22 protein-coding genes are annotated in these 16,843 nt (G+C 69.3%); 6 read left to right on the top strand and 16 right to left on the bottom strand.

The genetic code is table 11. The features are described 5' to 3' along the window. Positions 1-48: 48 nt before the first annotated feature. The 7 genes from CIW48_RS01265 to CIW48_RS01235 all read right to left on the bottom strand — a co-directional run bounded on the left by CIW48_RS01265 (position 49) and on the right by CIW48_RS01235 (position 4,988). Positions 49-1,224: an alpha/beta hydrolase gene (locus CIW48_RS01265; RefSeq protein ID WP_149308332.1), complete on the bottom strand. Its 1,176-nt coding sequence runs from the start codon at positions 1,222-1,224 to the stop codon at positions 49-51. Between the two features lie 115 nt (positions 1,225-1,339). After that, positions 1,340-1,555 carry a hypothetical protein gene (locus tag CIW48_RS01260; RefSeq protein WP_246695081.1) on the bottom strand — a complete coding sequence of 72 codons (216 nt, stop codon included), beginning with the start codon at positions 1,553-1,555 and terminating at the stop codon, positions 1,340-1,342. Positions 1,556-1,615: 60 nt separating this feature from the next. Then, positions 1,616-2,071, bottom strand: a complete 456-nt coding sequence (locus CIW48_RS01255; protein WP_091779125.1) for a response regulator — start codon at positions 2,069-2,071, stop codon at positions 1,616-1,618. A 190-nt stretch (positions 2,072-2,261) separates the two neighbouring features. Continuing rightward, entirely contained in the window at positions 2,262-3,134 is an 873-nt protein-coding gene (locus tag CIW48_RS01250; protein WP_149308329.1) for a dienelactone hydrolase family protein, read from the bottom strand. An 81-nt stretch (positions 3,135-3,215) separates the two neighbouring features. Then, positions 3,216-3,617 (bottom strand): hypothetical protein, encoded by a 402-nt coding sequence (locus tag CIW48_RS01245; protein ID WP_149308327.1) that lies wholly within the window; start codon positions 3,615-3,617, stop codon positions 3,216-3,218. Positions 3,618-3,737: 120 nt separating this feature from the next. After that, complete coding sequence (locus tag CIW48_RS01240; RefSeq protein ID WP_246695095.1) at positions 3,738-4,196, bottom strand: DUF192 domain-containing protein; 459 nt, start codon at positions 4,194-4,196, stop codon at positions 3,738-3,740. Between the two features lie 186 nt (positions 4,197-4,382). Further along, the gene (locus tag CIW48_RS01235; protein ID WP_246695080.1) at positions 4,383-4,988 is read right to left on the bottom strand and encodes a cold-shock protein; all 606 of its coding nucleotides are present in this window, start codon (positions 4,986-4,988) and stop codon (positions 4,383-4,385) included. A gap of 352 nt (positions 4,989-5,340) precedes the next feature. Between CIW48_RS01235 and CIW48_RS01230 the strand changes: the two genes are divergently transcribed. Further along, positions 5,341-6,348, top strand: a complete 1,008-nt coding sequence (locus CIW48_RS01230; protein ID WP_149308323.1) for a heparan-alpha-glucosaminide N-acetyltransferase — start codon at positions 5,341-5,343, stop codon at positions 6,346-6,348. Between the two features lie 37 nt (positions 6,349-6,385). Here the strand turns inward: CIW48_RS01230 and efp are convergent, their stop codons facing one another. Further along, on the bottom strand, positions 6,386-7,009 hold the full coding sequence (gene efp, locus CIW48_RS01225) for an elongation factor P (RefSeq protein WP_197739341.1): 624 nt from the start codon (positions 7,007-7,009) through the stop codon (positions 6,386-6,388). Positions 7,010-7,207: 198 nt separating this feature from the next. On the opposite strand from efp, the gene epmA reads away from it, so the two are divergent. The 5 genes from epmA (at position 7,208) to CIW48_RS01200 (ending at position 11,542) form a co-directional block, all read left to right on the top strand. After that, the gene (gene epmA / locus CIW48_RS01220) at positions 7,208-8,263 is read left to right on the top strand and encodes an EF-P lysine aminoacylase EpmA (RefSeq protein WP_149308321.1); all 1,056 of its coding nucleotides are present in this window, start codon (positions 7,208-7,210) and stop codon (positions 8,261-8,263) included. Beyond that, positions 8,260-9,303, top strand: a complete 1,044-nt coding sequence (locus CIW48_RS01215; protein ID WP_149308319.1) for a lysine-2,3-aminomutase-like protein — start codon at positions 8,260-8,262, stop codon at positions 9,301-9,303. The genes epmA and CIW48_RS01215 overlap by 4 nt, the downstream gene beginning before the upstream one ends. A 16-nt stretch (positions 9,304-9,319) precedes the next feature. Continuing rightward, on the top strand, positions 9,320-9,931 hold the full coding sequence (locus tag CIW48_RS01210; RefSeq protein ID WP_149308317.1) for a glutathione S-transferase family protein: 612 nt from the start codon (positions 9,320-9,322) through the stop codon (positions 9,929-9,931). A 109-nt stretch (positions 9,932-10,040) separates the two neighbouring features. Next, positions 10,041-10,691 carry a dimethylmenaquinone methyltransferase gene (locus CIW48_RS01205; RefSeq protein WP_149308315.1) on the top strand — a complete coding sequence of 217 codons (651 nt, stop codon included), beginning with the start codon at positions 10,041-10,043 and terminating at the stop codon, positions 10,689-10,691. 5 nt (positions 10,692-10,696) lie between these two features. Further along, positions 10,697-11,542 (top strand): YdcF family protein, encoded by an 846-nt coding sequence (locus CIW48_RS01200; RefSeq protein ID WP_149308313.1) that lies wholly within the window; start codon positions 10,697-10,699, stop codon positions 11,540-11,542. Here the strand turns inward: CIW48_RS01200 and CIW48_RS01195 are convergent. From CIW48_RS01195 to CIW48_RS01165, 8 genes are all read right to left on the bottom strand, one after another. After that, positions 11,503-11,787, bottom strand: coding sequence for a DUF3253 domain-containing protein (locus tag CIW48_RS01195; protein ID WP_149308311.1), 285 nt, complete (start codon positions 11,785-11,787; stop codon positions 11,503-11,505). The genes CIW48_RS01200 and CIW48_RS01195 overlap by 40 nt on opposite strands. Then, positions 11,784-12,557, bottom strand: a complete 774-nt coding sequence (locus CIW48_RS01190; protein ID WP_091779147.1) for a DUF599 domain-containing protein — start codon at positions 12,555-12,557, stop codon at positions 11,784-11,786. Before CIW48_RS01190 ends, CIW48_RS01195 begins: the two co-directional genes overlap by 4 nt. 80 nt (positions 12,558-12,637) lie before the next feature. Then, positions 12,638-12,922, bottom strand: a complete 285-nt coding sequence (locus CIW48_RS01185) for an acylphosphatase (protein ID WP_149308309.1) — start codon at positions 12,920-12,922, stop codon at positions 12,638-12,640. 54 nt (positions 12,923-12,976) lie between these two features. Beyond that, positions 12,977-13,825 carry a formate/nitrite transporter family protein gene (locus tag CIW48_RS01180; RefSeq protein WP_091779151.1) on the bottom strand — a complete coding sequence of 283 codons (849 nt, stop codon included), beginning with the start codon at positions 13,823-13,825 and terminating at the stop codon, positions 12,977-12,979. Between the two features lie 146 nt (positions 13,826-13,971). Further along, complete coding sequence (locus tag CIW48_RS01175) at positions 13,972-14,403, bottom strand: gamma-glutamylcyclotransferase family protein (RefSeq protein ID WP_149308307.1); 432 nt, start codon at positions 14,401-14,403, stop codon at positions 13,972-13,974. 31 nt (positions 14,404-14,434) lie between these two features. Continuing rightward, on the bottom strand, positions 14,435-14,557 hold the full coding sequence (locus CIW48_RS34440; RefSeq protein ID WP_281407325.1) for a hypothetical protein: 123 nt from the start codon (positions 14,555-14,557) through the stop codon (positions 14,435-14,437). After that, positions 14,554-14,784, bottom strand: coding sequence for a hypothetical protein (locus CIW48_RS01170; RefSeq protein WP_149308305.1), 231 nt, complete (start codon positions 14,782-14,784; stop codon positions 14,554-14,556). The genes CIW48_RS34440 and CIW48_RS01170 overlap by 4 nt, the downstream gene beginning before the upstream one ends. Before the next feature lie 28 nt (positions 14,785-14,812). Then, positions 14,813-16,816, bottom strand: coding sequence for an acetyl/propionyl/methylcrotonyl-CoA carboxylase subunit alpha (locus CIW48_RS01165; RefSeq protein WP_149308303.1), 2,004 nt, complete (start codon positions 16,814-16,816; stop codon positions 14,813-14,815). Between the last annotated feature and the right edge of the window lie 27 nt (positions 16,817-16,843).

Here is a 16,843-nt window from a genome sequence, read left to right as displayed (position 1 = left end):
GAGCTTAGCAAGCGCCGCGCCAGGGCCAAGCTGTCGCGGGGACCGTTGTCAGCGCTTGCGGCCCGCCGGTGCGGGCGCCGGCGTCCCCGCCTGCGCGGCCGGTGTGGGGCGGGGTGTCTCGACGGCGAGCCGCTTCACCGGCCAGCCGTCGCTCCACCGTTCCATGTCGGCGAGGCGCGGATTGTTCTTCAGCGCCGTCGCATCCGACCCGGCAAAGGCCGCGGCGGCGGCGAGGTCGAAGGTCTTCCAGAAACCGAGATAGTCCAGAGCATCGACCCGGGCGAGGTTGATCTGCGAGACCAACGTCTGCTGCTCGCCGGTCAACGCCATGTCGGCGGACCAGCGGAACGGCGGCGGCTTGGCCGCATCCTTGGCCGCATCCTTGGATTCCGGACCCGGCTTGATGGCGCCGCCGTCATAGGCGGAATCCACCCCCGCGGGGGCCGCCAGGGTCGCGGTCAGGGCCGGAAAGCCGTGGTCGTCCGAAAGCGCCCGCACGAACAGCTTGCGCTCGAGCGGCACGGCGCTCGCCTCGCGCAGGAGACGCTTGGCCGCGAGATCGGCGGCCCGGGTGTCCTTGTCGCCGACCATCGTGACGAGCATCGTGGCGGGATCCACCACCGAAAGGTCGGTGAGCGCGATGCCGCGGGATTTCGGCCCGCTGGCGATGCCGCCGGGCGCCACCGCGAAGATGAGCTTGGGCACCGGCAGACCCTGCGTCTTGGCAGCAGCCGCCAGATCCATGGCGAGCGGGGCGCCGGCCAGATGGCCAATGACCGCGACACGGCCGAGATCGGGCTTGCCCTCGCTATCCGTCGCGAGATCCGCGAGCGCCGCCTTGACCAGGGATTCAGCGATGGCGGGGGCGTCGGCCGGACGCGTCCGATTGACTTCCTGGAAGCGCGGGAAGACCACGAGCCAGCCCTGGCGGGCGAGATGATCGATCCAGCCGCCGTAGCTCTGCGGATTGACCACGCCCCAGCCGTGCAAGAAGATCGCGACCGGTCGCCCCGCTTCCGGGGCCGCGCCCGCGGCGTAGAACGCGTAGCTGGTGGCCGTGCCGCGGCCGAGCAGGCGCTTGGTCACCGTGGCCTTGCGGTCTCCGACGCCCCCCGCTCCGTCGGCGGGCTGGGCCGGGGGCGTCGCCGCCTGGACGGTCGAGAGGCCGGCCAGTGTGATGATCGCGGCGGCCGTCAGCGATCCGCGAAGAACTTTGAGACGCATCCAGGACTCGGCTGAGAGACGCACTGCGTCGGCAGGTCAGAATGCGCTGAATAGCAGATTCTCTCGTCTTGGCGACCCGCCGTCTCAGTCTCCTGCCTAGGTTCGGAGATCGAGCCTAAGCAAAGGTAGCCTGTCCGGTGTCCGGACGGTCGAGCCGCTGCGCCAGCGCCGCCAGTTCCACCGGCAGATCGTGATCCGGCGTGACGTAGACGCTGAGTAGGCCCTCGCGGACCGTATCGAGGATGGCCGACTCGGCCGTATCCCGCGTGCCGGGCCGGCGAAGGGAATCGGCGTGATTGGCTGCAACAATCTTCATGGCGTCGTCGATCAACTGTACTGCTCAGGTCCGGACGCGTCGCGCCTCGGAGTGGCGTACAACTGTGCGGTCGCCTCAGGTTTCCAGGCCGGACGGGATTATTTTGCCGCCGGGTCCGATAACCGATGGTCCCGAGCCGGACGACGGTCGTCCCGCGGCCTGCTCCACCCAAGCGAGGATGTCCTCGGCGCGCCAGGGCTTCGGGATGAAGGTCGCCGAGACGCGCAGGTCGCTCGGCTGGTCGCCGGCATCCCCCGACGTGAGGAGGACCCGCACGCGCGGCCATGTCACGCCGATGATCCGCGCGAGTTCGAAACCCCCGATCGGACCGGGGGTGCGGACATCCGAGAAGACCACACTGACTTCGTCCGCACGATCATTGAGGATCGCCAGGGCGCGATCGGCGGTCTCGGCCTCGATCACCGTGAAGCCGGTATCCTCCAGCAGCGTGGCCGCGAGGAAGCGCTCGTCGGGTTGATCTTCCACGACGAGGATCACGGGCTTCTGGCCAGGCTGTACCGATTCGCTCATGGGCCAGGACACTCTACAGGGGCTGAACGGCGGTCGCTTCGATCGGTTCAACGCCCGAACGGCGCAATGGGCTAGACCCGCGCAGGCACAGATCCTCCTTTGATCCTTGCACAAGCGAGAAGTTGTGGCCGTGTCTTGGGCAACACAGCCCACGCGGAACGTGTCCTATCGGACATCCACGGGCGTCTATTCAGCCGACGCCATGCGATTTCAGGAAGGCCAGCGCACGCTTCCAGCCATCCTCCGCGGCCTCCCGGCGATAACTCGGGCGGTAATCCGCGTGAAAGCCGTGCGTGGCGTCCGGGTAGATCACGAGTTCGACGCTTTTGCCTGCGGCCTTGGCGCGGTCACGCGCCTCCTCCACGGCCGCCACCGGGATACCCGTATCGGCTCCGCCATAGAGGCCGAGCAGCGGCGCATGGATCTCCGCGGCCACGTCTGCGGCGGTGCGCGGCTGGATGTCGGTACGCTCGCCACCGACTGGTCCGTACCAGGCGACTGCCGCCTTCAGGTCGCGACGATGCGCCGCGTAGAGCCACGCATCGCGCCCCCCACGGCACCAGCCCATGACCCCGAGCCGGTTCGGATCACCCTTCGCGGCTGAGGCCGCCCAGACCACCGTCGCGTCGAGATCGCCGATCCATTGCGCATCCGGCGTCTTCGCGATGACGTCGCGGATGATCTGCTTGGGATCGGTCATGGTCGAGAGATCGCCTTGACGGGCGTAGAGTTCGGGCGCCACGGCGCAGTAACCTGCCTTCGCGAGCCGGCGGCAGATGTCCTTGATGTATTCGTGAACGCCGAAGATCTCCTCGATCACGAGGATGATCGGGAAAGGACCGGCGCCCTCCGGAGCCGCGCGATAGCCCGGCATCGGACCGTCGGCGGCTGGGATCTTCACTTCGCCGGCCTCGATGCCGGTGGTGTCCGTGTGGATCACCTGGGCCTCGACGCGGGTGGTCGCGAGTGTCAGGCCGCTCATCAGGCTCGTCATCACGAAGCCGCGCCGCGACAGGGGCGGCGTGATCAGCCCGTCTAGTCCAGCCCGGTCGTGATCGGCCATGATGCTCTCTCCCTCGCTTCGAGGATGAGGGCTATCCGGGTGCGGCAGCCCGGGTCAAATCGCCATCGCGTCAGCGGTCGGTCACGCTCCGGCGGCTGCCAGGACCCGCGCAGGCCGCTGCGGCATCCGAGCGGGCTCGACCATCTCGCGCGGCCTCAGCATGTCGCCCAAGCTGACGAAGGTCTCAGCGGCCGGTGAGACGACGGCGCGGATGCCGTAGCCGAGCGCGAAGGACCGGATCAGCTCGGCGTCGCGCGGAATGCCGAAGCGGTCGAGCGCCGCGAGAAACGCCTCACGGAACAGGCTTGGCCGGCACCAGCGCTTCTCGGCCATCTGCAGCGGCCAGTCCCACAGACCCTCGGCCCGTCGCATCGCCAGCGCGCTGCGGGCGATGAAGTAGCCGGTTTCACGGTGCTCGATCCCCTCCGCCTGCACCGACCAATCGTCGTTGCCGAACAGTTCGACCTCAGCCGCGTTGCCCATCGGGTCCTCCGCCCTGAACCAGCCTTCCGGCGCACCGGAACATTGCCGGAACACTGGCGTGGAATGCGGCCTTGGTCAAGGCACTTGTTCCCGGTGCGTTCGCGTGTCGGAATGCGGCCCTCAGCGGGCCTTGAACATCGCGTGCTCGATCCGGTCGCCCGGTGCGATCCCGAGCTTCGCCGCGGTCCCGGCATTCAGTTCCAGGACCGCGAGAACCGGGCCGCCCGAAGGGATGATCGCGGTGGAGAGCGGCTCCGTATCGGCGGCGATCCGGGTGATCGTCCCGTCCGGGCGGATGAACAGCATGTCGAGCGGCAGATAGGTGTTCTTCATCCACATGGTGACGGGCTGATCCTGCTCGAAATCGAACAGCATGCCGTGATCGGCGGCCATGTGCCGTCGGAACATCAGTCCGCGGGCGCGGGCCGCGTCATCGCGCATCACTTCGACATCGAGGCGCTTCGGACCGGACTTGGTGACGATGGTCAGCGGCTCCGACTTGGCCGCGGCAGCGCGCGCCGCCGTCTGCGCGAGGACGGCCGGGGCCGGGCCGACCGCGACCAGCGCGAGACAGGCAATGGCGGCCGCGCGGGTGGCGTGGAAGAGGGATCTCACAGGCTCAGGCCTCTCGTGGGATGACGTGCGGGCCAGAGAGCCCGCGGACCGGTGATAGACCAGGATGCGCCAAAGGGGAATCCGACGCGGGATTTCCTCAGCCTCACCAAGGAGATAGAGCCAGCTGCGCGCGGCCTGAAGGCTGCGGCCTCAATGCGATGCGGGCACCGCCCCGTCGATCAGCCGGACCTCGGCCGCCATCACGCCCTTCGAGCCGTCGCCATAGCGCACGAGGACGGATTCGCCGGGCTTCAGCTCGGCGATCCCGTAGCGCCGCAACGTCTCCATATGCACGAAGATGTCGGGCGTTCCGTCGCCCCGGGTCAGGAAGCCGAACCCGCGCAGACGGTTGAACCACTTCACGACCGCCGTTTCCAGCCCGCTCGTCGGGGTCACGGTCACGTGCGTACGCGGCATCGGCATCTCGGACGGATGCAACGCGGTCGCCTGATCGAGGGAGAGCACCCGGAAGGCCTGCCAGCCGCGCGGTCGCTCCACGGCCTCCACGACGATGCGGGCGCCCTCGCTCGCAGCCTGATAGCCGTCGCGGCGGAGGCAGGTGACGTGCAGCAGGATATCGGGCGCGCCGTCATCGGGCACGATGAACCCGAAGCCCTTCGAGACATCGAACCACTTGATGCGGCCGGCCACCTCGACGAGGTCGAGAGCCTCATCTTCGTGCTGACTCAGTTCGCCGGCTCGAGCGACCGTCACCCGATCGGGGTCCTCCGGCCCGGATCCGCGTTCGTCAGACATGGCCGAGCAACCTACACCGAATCACGCCGCGCGCTCTCCCAGCAAGATTAACGAAGTCCTGATGTCCGGGAAGCCCATTTGGCCGGCGGAAGAGTCCCACCCAGTTGCAATCTTGGCCCAAGGAGGCGACGCCGCAACAGTCGATCGGTCGCAGGTTCCGGCGAAACAGGAGTTTAAGCGCCGGCCCAGCCGAGCGGTTTTCCCGGGCTGCCGGTTCCGCCGGCACCCTCGTGCTCGCGCGCCGGCGGCCTTCACGTTTCCGAGAGGCACCGTGCCCGCAGCCTGAAGGGCAGCGCGCCCGGTGCAGGTCACCATGGAAAGGGAGGCCCCGACATGGTTTGGGTGCACCATCATGTCCGTTGACGTCGCCCTCGACCGCCCCGTCGCCGCCCCCCTGGAACCGCAACGCCGCCTGCCGGTCATCGACGCGATCCGGGCAGCCGCCCTCGCCGCGATGGCGAGCTATCACACGCTCTGGGATCTCGGCCATCTGCGGCTGACCGCAGAGAATTACGCGCTGACGCCGGCCGGTCGACTTGCTGCCGAGATGATCGCCGGCAGCTTCCTGCTCCTCGTCGGCGTCGGCCTCGTGCTGATGAACGGCCGCGGTGTCCGGCTCCGGCCGACCCTGACGCGGTTCGCGCGGATCGGCGGGGCGGCGCTGCTCGTGACCCTCGGCACCTGGGCCATCTTCCCAGACGCCTTCGTCTTCTTCGGCGTGCTGCACTGCATCGCCGTCTCGAGCCTGCTCGGGCTGCCGTTCCTGTTCCTGCCGGTGCCCGTCACGGCGCTCGCGGCGGCAGCTTTCCTCATCGCGCCGCATGTCGTGCACGCGCCCATCCTCGATGCCCCAGCCCTGTCCTTTCTCGGCCTGGGCTCGGTCGTGCCGCGGACGAACGACTACGTGCCGCTCTTCCCCTGGTTCGGGCTGGTGCTGGTCGGGATCGTCCTGGGCCGGCTGGGGCTGCCGAAGCTTGCCCGTTCACGCCTCGGGGCCTGGGCTCCGCGTACGCGGCTGGGTCGCGCCGCGACCGTCGCGGGCCGGCACAGCCTCGCGATCTACCTCATCCACCAGCCCGTCCTGCTGGCGGTGCTGACCGGCCTGGTCACTGTGGTCGGCGCCAATCCGCGCGCCGGGCTGCGGGCGTTCCGCGCCGATTACGTCACCATCTGTGCGCGCACCGGCGGCGAGCCGCCGCTCTGCCGCATCGCCGCCCGCTGCACCTCCGAGGCGCTGCTCCGCGAGGATCTCTTCCGGGAGGATGGCCGCCCCTTTAGCGGGACCGAGCGCCTGCGCGCGCAGGCGATCTCACAGGGCTGCTACGCCACGCTGGAGGCCGCCGCGCGAACGGCGCGCTGATGCCGGCCCCGAGTCAACCGGGGCCGGCAGGTCCGGCTCAGTCCTTGGCGCGCTCAACGTACGACCCGTCGGCCGTCATTACGACGACGCGGGTGCCGGCGGCGATATGGGGCGGCACCGTGGTGCGCACGCCGTTCGACAGGGTCGCGGGCTTGTAGGACGACGAGGCCGTCTGGCCCTTCAGGACCGGCTCGGTCTCGGCGACCTCGAGGGTCACGCGCTGGGGCAGCTCGATGGTCAGGGGGACGCCGTTATGGACCGAGAGCATCACCGCCATGCCCTCCTGGAGATACGGCGCGGCGTCGCCGACCACGTCCTCCGGTACGGCGATCTGCTCGTAGTTCTCCGGGTTCATGAAGTGGAACCCCTCGCCGTCGCTGTAGAGGAAAGTGTGCTCGCGATCCTCCACGAAGGCGCGCTCGACCTGCTCGGTCGTCCGGTAGCGCTCGGACACCTTCACGCCGTCCGTGATCCGGCGCATGTCGAGCTGGGTCACCGGGGTGCCCTTGCCGGGATGGATGTTCTCGGCGAACAGGATCACATAGAGCTTGCCGTCCTTTTCGACGACGTTGCCCTTGCGGAGCGTTGAGGCGATCACCTTCACGGAATTGCGTCCTGCATTGACATGGGGGCCGGCACGCGCCAAGCGCGGGCGCTGCATCTCGGACCCCGCCACTATCGCATCTGCGCCCCGGTTGCCAGCGGGCGGGCGTGGACCGGCGACGGCGTGCATCCCCGGCCGCGTCGCCGCCGGGAGCCGGACAGGGTCGAGGATGACAATGCTCCAGAACGCGGCGCGGCGACGTCACCCGGGACAGGGCCGACGGAACACGCTTCGCGACGGAAGCGGGGGCCGGGCTTGACGGGGTCCGGTTCTCCCTGGTGGTCGCCGGATCGCCACGTCGATCGGCGCCCGGCTCTGCTTCTGCGCAACCGCATCCTGGCGGCGTTCCGCGCTTGGTTTGCCGAACGCGACTTCGTCGAGGTCGAGGCTGCCTGCCTGCAGGTCTCGCCGGGCAACGAGGCGCATCTCTCGGCCTTCGCCACCGAGGCGGTCGGCGCCAGCGGTGCGCGCACGCCGCTCTACCTGCACACCTCGCCGGAATTCGCCTGCAAGAAGCTTCTGGCCGCCGGGGAGCCGCGGCTGTTCAGCCTCGCCCGCGTGTTCCGCAATCGGGAGCGCGGACCGCTGCATCACCCCGAATTCACGATGCTCGAATGGTACCGGACAGGCGCGCCCTACACGGCGCTGATGGCGGATTGCGCCGCGCTTCTCGCGCGTGCGGCCGAGACAGCCGGTGTTCCCCGCCTCGTCTTCCGGAACCGGGAGACCGATCCCTTCGCCGAACCGGAGCGCCTGACCCTGGCCGAGGCCTTCGACCGCTACGCCGGAATCGATCTTCTGGCGAGCGTCTCGGCAGATGGCGAGACCGACCGGGACGACCTGGCCGACGCCGTCGCGGGGGCCGGCCTGCGGGTTGCACCGGACGATACCTGGGCCGACCTGTTCTCCCGCGTCCTCGTGGCGCGGATCGAGCCGCATCTCGGCCTCGGCCGCCCCACCATCCTGTGCGAGTACCCCGTCAGCGAGGCCGCCCTCGCCCGGCCGGCCCCGCACGATCCGCGCGTGGCCGAGCGCTTCGAGCTTTATGCCTGCGGCGTGGAACTCGCCAACGCCTTCGGTGAATTGACCGACCCGGACGAGCAGCGCCGACGCTTCGAGGCCGAGATGACGGAAAAACAGCGCATCTACGGCGAGCGCTACCCGATCGACGACGATTTCCTCGCGGCGCTGGCCGTCATGCCGGAGGCGTCCGGCATCGCCCTCGGCTTCGACCGTCTGGCGATGCTGGCCTGCGGGGCGTCCCGGATCGAGGATGTGATCTGGACGCCGGTGGCGGAGACGCGGCCATGAACCGGGTCCTGCGCAGTGCGGACGACCTTGTCTCTGCCGGTCTGGTTTCGGGGGAGGAGGCGGAAGTCCTCGGCGGCGTGCTCGCCCGCTACGCGGTCTCGGTGACGCCCGATATGGCCGAGCTGATCGACCCGGACGATCCCGACGACCCGATCGCCCGCCAGTTCGTCCCGTGCGCGGCTGAGGGCACGACGGTGCCGGAGGAGCGGGCCGACCCGATCGGCGACGGCGCCCACACCCCCGTGACCGGGATCGTCCATCGCTACCCTGATCGCGTGCTGCTGAAGCCGCTGCATGTCTGCCCGGTCTATTGCCGCTTCTGCTTCCGCCGCGAGATGGTCGGACCCGACGGACTCGGGTCGCTCACCGACGCAGAACTGGATTCCGCCCTCGCCTACATCGCGCAGGATCCGCGGATCTGGGAGGTGGTGCTCACCGGCGGCGACCCGTTCGCGCTCTCGCCCCGCCGTCTTGGCGCGATCGCCGGGCGGCTCGCCGCCATCGCGCATGTGCGGGTGATGCGGATCCACACCCGCGTGCCCGTGGTGAAGCCCGACCTCGTCTCCGACGCTCTCGTGCGGGCTCTGGGGCACTTCGGGCGTGCGGTGTTCGTCGCCCTCCATGCCAACCATCCACGGGAATTCACCCCGGCCGCCCGCGCCGCCTGCGCCCGGCTGGTCGAAGCCGGGATCCCCATGGTCAGCCAGTCGGTGCTTCTGCGCGGCGTCAACGACGATGCCGCGACGCTCGAGGCGCTGATGCGGACCCTCGTGGAGAACCGGATCAAGCCGTATTACCTGCACCACGGTGATCTGGCTCCCGGCACCGGGCACCTGCGCACGGGCCTGCGGGAGGGACAGAGCCTGATGCGCGACCTGCGCGGCCGCCTCTCCGGCCTCGCACAGCCGACCTTCGTGCTCGACATTCCCGGCGGGCACGGCAAGGTGCCGGTAGGGCCCGGCTACCTGCGTGACACTCCGGACGGGGTGCAGGTGACCGATCCGAACGGGCGGACCCATGCCTACCCGCCGAAGGCGTGACGGAGATCCTTTGACCATGCGCAGGCTTTGGGGCCGCCTCACCTCGGTGAACGTGCAGAAGGCGGTTTGGGCACTGGACGAGTCGGGCTTGCCCTATGAGCGGATCGAGGCCGGCGGAGCCCACGGGGTCGTCGACGATCCTGCCTACCGGGTGATGAACCCGAACGGGCTGGTCCCCACCCTGGAGGAGGATGGCTTCGCCCTCTGGGAGTCGAACGCGATCCTGCGCTACCTCGCGGCGACAGGCCCGGCGCTGGCGCTGCCCGCCGATCCGCGGACACGCGCCCATGTCGAGCAATGGGTGGATTGGCAGGCGACGAGCTTCACGCCCGCGATGCGCGACGCGTTCTGGCAGCTCTACCGGTCGGCAGATCCCGACCGTGCCCTGATCGCCGACTCCCTGACGAAGACCGAGGCCATGGCGGCGATCCTCGACCGCCACCTTGCGGACCGGGATTACGTGGTCGGCACCGGCTTCAGCATCGCCGACATTGCCCTGGGCTGCGCGGCGCATCGCTGGCTCAACCTGCCGGCGGAGCGGATCGAGCGCCCGGCGCTGCGGCGCTGGTACGAGCGCGTCGCTGCCCGACCCGGAGCTGCCCGCGCGCTCGGCGAGCCCATCGCCTGAAGGCCATCGCAGGCGCCCGCGCGCCCTCCAAGCCTTGCCGGCATGCCGGCGCGATCCACCTTCACGACCGCGCCGCCCGGACCGGGGCCGGCCTTTCACGGAGCCCCTGATGGCGATCGACCAGACCCTGCGCGACGCGCTCTCCGCCGTGAGCCCGGCGAGCCTCGCTCGCGCTCTGACGCGAGCCGGGGTGAAGGCCTTCAGCCCGCACGGCCTCTCGGCGTTGAGCAGCGAAACCGTGGTCGGACCCGCCTACACGATGCGGATGATCCCGGCCCGTGACGATGCCGCGGGTGACCTTGCCGCCGCCATCGACGCGGTCCCCGAGGGGGCGGTGGTGGTGATCGATGCCGCGGGATCCGCCCTCGCCCTGCCCTTCGGGGCGATCCTGGCGGCGCGCCTCGCCCAGCGCGGCGCCGTGGGTCTGATCACCGACGCCGCCCTGCCCGAGGAGATCGGCGTCGCCGCCTGGTGCCGGCCGGCCGCGGCCGCCGGTACCCTTGCCCTGGTCGGCACGCAGGAGCGCGTCGCCTGCGGCGGCGCCGCGATCCATCCCGGCGACATCGTGGTCGGGGATTCGACCGGCCTCGTCGCGGTGCCCGTTGCGCTTGCCGAGCGCGTCGCCCTGGAAGCCGTGGAGCAGCAGCGCCTCGATCTCTGGATTCAGCGCGAGGTCGAACGCGGCGCCAATCTCGCGAGCCTCCTTCCGCCGGATGCGGCGGCGCTCGCCCGGTTCGAGGCCGAGACGAAGCCGGCCTGAGAACCGTGTTCTTCCCCGTTTCGAAGGTGATCTTCTTCGTGATCACCCCGTCGAATTTCTGCATCTTCGCGATCCTGCTCGGCCTCGCAGTCGCGGCTCTGACACGGCGGCGGCGGACCGGTCTCGGTCTCGCGCTGCTGGGCACCCTCCTGCTCGCCGCGGCCGGGCTCTCGCCCCTTTCGGACGTGGCCCTGATCCCGCTCGAGCAGCGCTTTCCCGCCTTTCCGGACGACGGTCCGGCCCCGGCCGGGATCATCGTGCTGGGCGGCGGCATCGAGGCGGGCATCTCGGAGTCCCGGCGACAGATCGTCTTCAACGATGCCGGCGAGCGGCCGATCTATCTCGGCGACCTCGCCCGGCGATTTCCCACGGCGCGGCTCGTCTTCTCCGGCGGCAGCGGCTTCATCGCGGGCGGCATGGCCGAAGCCGACGTCGTGAGCCGGCAGGCGGACGTGATCGGCGTGCCGCGGACGCGCCTGATCTTGGAGAACCGCTCGCGCAATACGCGCGAGAACGCCGCCTTCTCGGCGGCGCTGGTGCAGCCGAAGTCTGGCGAGCGCTGGCTGCTCGTGACCTCAGCATGGCACATGCCAAGGGCGGTCGGTTGCTTCCGCCAAGCCGGCTTCACGGTGGACGCGTTCCCGGTCGATTACCGGACCCGTGGCTGGAGCGACGTCGCCCACGTCCATGGCTTCGCGTCGGACGGGCTGCTCCAGTTCGACCTGGCGGTGAAGGAGTGGATCGGCCTCATCGCCTACCGCCTGTCCGGCTACACGCCGGACTGGCTGCCGGGTCCTGACCCCAAGGGTGCCTACGAGGTCACGCCTGCGGCTGGCAGCGACAACCGATAGATGCCGCGGAAATCGTCCGGGTCGACTGGCTTACCCTTGCGAAGGATCGCGATCCGGCCCGCATGGGCGAGCCGCACGGCGGTCCGGCGTACCGGCTGCATCAGCGGCCCCCAGCCATCCGGGTGCGGGCCGCCGAGGGCGCGGGCCACTTCCGACGGGCAGACGGTCTTGTCGGCGCCCCGTTCGGCCACGAGGCGCAGCATCGTCGTCTCGATGGCGGCGTCGTCGAGTTTCGCGTCGGTCATGTGCGTGCCTCCTCGGCGGGCGACAGGAGCGGAGCCTCGAGCGGCCCCTCATGCGGGCCCTCCCCCGCGTCCAGGAGCGCCTTGCGGATCTCCGATGCAAATTGGCGGCGCCACATGATGATCACGACGGCGGTCGTCGAGACGAACAGCACGTAGGGGCTGATGAACCAGCCGAGATAGGCGAGCGCGAAGAAGAACGCCCGCTGACCGCGGGCGAAATGCCGCCCGGCGCTGACATTCATGGCGGCGAGCCGCCGCACCGCCCGCAACATCTCGGTCTCGCTCGTGCCGGATCCCTTATGCGGCACGGCGCCGAGCAGGATCGCCGTGTAGTTGAACAGCCTGTAGGCCCAGGCGAATTTGAAGAAGGCGTAGACGAAGATCAGCGCGAGACCGGCGACCTTCAACTCCCAGGTCAGGCGGTTGGCCACCGTCCCGAAGGGCAGCGTGGCGAACAGGTTCAGGACATCGTCCCCGGACCGCGACAGGGTGAGGACCGAGCCCAGGGCGATCAGCGAGGTCGAGGCGAAGAAGGCTGTGCCGTTCTGCAGCGAGGCGTTGATCTGCGTGTCGACCACCCGGTTGTCGCGGCCGATGACCTGACGCGCCCAGTTGGCCCGATGGCCGTTCATGATCTGGCTGAGGGAAACCATCCGTCCGCGCAGCTGGCCCACCGAGAGGCCGTAGGCGATCCAGGCGAGGATGAAGTAGAGCAGCGCTGCGAGATCGAGGTGCGAGAAGGCGGCGTTGCCGGCGGACAGGTCGGTCATGGTCTCCGGACGGCGGATTCGCGAGGGGGCTGTCCGGCATACCAGTCCGCGGGCGCGCACTGAACCGGCCTCCCCTGAGATCAGTCGCGCAGGATCCGGAATTCGCCGCCGGCCGGCACGTCACCGCTGGCATTCACGACGACGTCGGTCACGCGCGCGCCGGGCGGACCCGAGCGGCACAGGGCTTCCATCTCCGCCACGGCGTCCGGAGCGCCGCTGAAGACCGCTTCGACCGCGCCGTCGTCACGGTTGCGCACGGAGCCTGAGAGGTTCCGGGCGCGGGCTTCGGCCTGCGCCCATGCCCGGTAGGAGACGCCCTGGACGCGACCGGTGACGATGACGGATACCGTCCGGGTCTCGCTCATGGGGCGCAGTCTCGTCTGACAGGGCCCGCGCCGTGCGGCGCGGGCCGGAAGGCCTTACTCGGCCGCGATCGGGCGGCGGACGCCGGCTTCCATCGCCGAGGCCCGGCTGGCGCCGGTGCGGACATGGGTGGAGTAGAGCATCAGGCCCGTGAAGGCGATGCCGCCCACGATGTTCCCGATGAGGGTGGGGATCTCGTTCCAGAGCAGGTAGTCCATCACCGTGAGGTGGCCGCCCATGAGGATCGCGGACGGGAACAGGAACATGTTCACCACCGAGTGCTCGAAGGTCATGAAGAAGAACACCGTGATCGGCATCCACATGGCGATCACCTTACCGGGTACCGAGGTCGACAGCATGGCGCCGATGACGCCGGTCGAGACCATCCAGTTGCAGAGCATGGCGCGGACGAAGAGCGTCAGCATGCCCGACGCGCCGTACTTCTCGTAGCCCAGGGTGCGCGCCTCGCCGATGCCGGCGATGAGCTTGCCGACGGCGTTCGGCTCCGTGGCGAAGCCGAAGGTGAAGACGATCGACATCATGACCGCCGTGGTCAGCGCGCCCGCGAAGTTGCCGAAGAAGACCAGCACCCAGTTGCGGGCGATGCCCGCGACGGTGACGCCGGGCCGCTTGTCGATCAGAGCGAGGGGGGTGAGGACGCAGACGCCGGTGAACAGGTCGTAGCCGAGCAGGTACAGCATCGAGAAGCCGACCGGGAACAGCAGCGCCGCGACCAGCGGCTGACCGGTCGTCTGGTTGATCGTCACCGCGAAGGCGGCGGCGAGCGCCAGGATGGCGCCGGCCATGTAGGCCCGGATGAAGGTGTCCTTCGTCGCCATGAAGACCTTCGCCTCACCGGCATCGACGGCCTTCTTCACGAAATCGGCGGGCGCCAGATACGACATGCACAACTCTCCCTCGCAGGCGCACGCCGATCGTCGTTGACCGACGGGCGCGCTGCGCAATCACGGATGGCCGGCCGGGCGCGGTGCTGCCGTTCGCCCTCCAGCTCGATCGTGGGCAAGCATGTCGCGTACCAATTGCGCGGCGCTCAGGCTGGGAGGCCGCGTGCCCAGGTGCCGAGTTCCCGCAGATAGGCGGGCGGGAGCTGCGCCGCGCGCGCGGCCGCGACGACGGCTTCGAGGTATCCCGGCCGCGGGCGGCCGGGCGCTGTGGAACATCCGCGATAGATCAGGGCGCGCTTGACGCCCTTCCCCGTACGGACCGGCAGCGCCGCCTTGGTGTAGAGCCCTCCGGCGACCCCCTCGTAGCGGTCGAGCGCCGGGATGTCGTCGCGGGCCAGTTCCCACAGGACGCCCCAGACGGTGCGCCGGGGATCGCGCACCACGGACGCATAGCCCTCGCGCATGATGATGAAGCGGTGGCCCGGCAGATGCCCGCCGCCGATCAGCCTCGAAACCGGGCAGCGCAGCGCCATCGCGGCGGCATCCATGTTGGCGCCGTAGGCGAAATAGAGGGGCATGCGGCCGCGCCTCGTCGGCCGAGTGGCTGAATTACTGTCCCGCCTTGCGCTCGTCGCGCTGCACAGACCACTCTTTCGCGCGCATGGCCGCATAGGCGAGCGCCAGCGTGATGGCGGGGACCACGAATGTCACGAAGATCTCGCCCGAGCTCATGGTCTGATGCCCCGAAGCACACGCCTCCCGATCGAATGTAAGCCCGTCGCCGCGCAAAGCCAGATCGCCGCGAAGAAGGCGGTCGCCGGCCGCAGGACAGGAGCGTTGGCGATCCCGAAGCCCATGGCGGTGATCGGCGTGACGAAGCCGATCACCGCGAACGCGACGGCGATGTTGTTCAGCGCCGTCGCCAGCAGCGTGGTCTGCTTGTTGTGAACCGCGGTCACGACCGTGATCGCGACGCGCGCGTCGCGATCAGGCGAATTCCAGGATCACGGCGTCCACCGCCAAGCTGTCGCCCTCCTTGGCGTGGATCTTCCCCACCGTCGCGTCGCGCTCGGCGCGCAGCACGTTCTCCATCTTCATCGCCTCGACGACCGCGATCGGCTCGCCGTTCTTCACCTCCTGGCCCTCGGTGACGAGGATCTGCTTCACGAGACCGGGCATCGGGCAGAGCACCTGCTTGCCGGAGCCCGCCTGCTCCTTCACCGGCATCAGGGCGGCGAGTTCCGCCTCGCGGCGTGTGTAGACCCGGGCCTCGGCGGCCGCGCCGGCATGCTGCAGGAACACGCCGTTGAGCAGGCTGCGCACTTGGATCGCCACGCGTTCCGAGCCGATCGTGCCGATCCAGACCGGCTCGCCCGGCCGCCACGCGCTCGCCACCGTGAGCGCCGTGCCGTTCTCCTGAGTCACGAGGAGATCCTCGCCCTCGGGCTCGACGGTCACCCGATACGACTGGCCGGCCAGGATCACGACGCGCTCGCGCTCGAAGGTGAACAGGCCGGGCGCGCGCATCTGGCCCGAGATGCCGCGCTTGCGCTGGTTGAGCTTGTGGTCGATCGCCGCCGCCGCGGCCATCATGCGAATCGCGACCGGACCGGCCGGCTCGGGCGCCGTGAAGCCCTCCGGGAATTCCTCGGCGATGAAGCCTGTGGACAGGCGTCCCTCCTGCCAGCGCGGATGGGCCATCAGCGCCGAGAGGAACGGGATGTTGTGGCGGATGCCGTCGATGGCGAAGGCGTCGAGAGCCTCGGCCTGGGCGGCAATCGCCTCCGCGCGGCTGGGCGCCCAGGTGACCAGCTTGGCGATCATCGGATCGTAGTGGATGGCGATCTCGCCACCCTCCTCGACGCCGGTATCGTTGCGCACGATTGCGGTGCCCTGCCGGCCCTCCTCCGGCGGCCGGTAGGTGGTCAGCCGCCCGATCGAGGGGAGGAAGTTGCGGGTCGGATCCTCGGCGTAGACGCGGCTCTCGACCGCCCAGCCGTTGAGCTTCACGTCGTCCTGGGTGATCGGCAGCGTTTCGCCGGCCGCGACCCGGATCATCAGCTCGACGAGATCGAGCCCGGTGATCATCTCGGTCACCGGATGCTCGACCTGCAGCCGGGTGTTCATCTCGAGGAAGTAGAACGACTTGTCCTGGCCGGCCACGAACTCGACCGTCCCGGCCGAATCGTAATTCACCGCCTTCGCCAGGGCGACCGCCTGCTCGCCCATCTTGCGCCGGGTCTTCTTGTCGAGGAGTGGCGACGGCGCCTCCTCGATCACTTTCTGGTTCCGGCGCTGGATCGAGCACTCGCGCTCGCCGAGATAGACGACGTTGCCGTGCTTGTCGCCGATCAGCTGGATCTCGATATGGCGCGGATCGGTGATGAACTTCTCGATGAAGACCCGATCATCGCCGAACGAGGAGGCCGCCTCCGATTTGGCGCGGGCGAAGCCCTCCGCCACCTCCGCGCCCGAGTGGGCGATGCGCATGCCCTTGCCGCCGCCGCCCGCGGAGGCCTTGATCATTACCGGGTAGCCGATCTCGTCGGCGATCTTCCTGGCGTGCTCCGGCGATTCGATCACCCCGAGGAAGCCTGGAACGGTCGAGACCTCGGCCGCGGCCGCCGCCTTCTTGGACTCGATCTTGTCGCCCATGGCGGCGATGGCCCCCGGGTTGGGGCCGATGAACACGATGCCGGCGGCCTCGAGCGCCTTCGGGAAGGCCTCGCGCTCGGACAGGAAGCCGTAGCCGGGATGCACCGCCTGGGCGCCGGTCTTCTTGCAGGCCTCGACGATCTTCTCGATCACGAGATACGATTCGGACGCGGCAGCGGGGCCGATATGGACCGCCTCGTCCGCCATGGCGACGTGCACGGCGTCGCGATCGGCATCGGAGAAGACCGCTACGGTCCTGATGCCCATCCTCCTGGCGGTCTTGATGACCCGGCAGGCAATCTCGCCCCGGTTGGCAATCAGGATCTTGTCGAACATCGCTGGCGCACTGCTTTCGAGATCGCC

The organism is Methylobacterium sp. P1-11 (assembly GCF_008329595.1).
Taxonomy (GTDB): domain Bacteria; phylum Pseudomonadota; class Alphaproteobacteria; order Rhizobiales; family Beijerinckiaceae; genus Methylobacterium.
The sequence above is the reverse complement of the archived record's forward strand: the minus strand, read 5'-3'. Positions and strand labels throughout refer to the sequence as shown.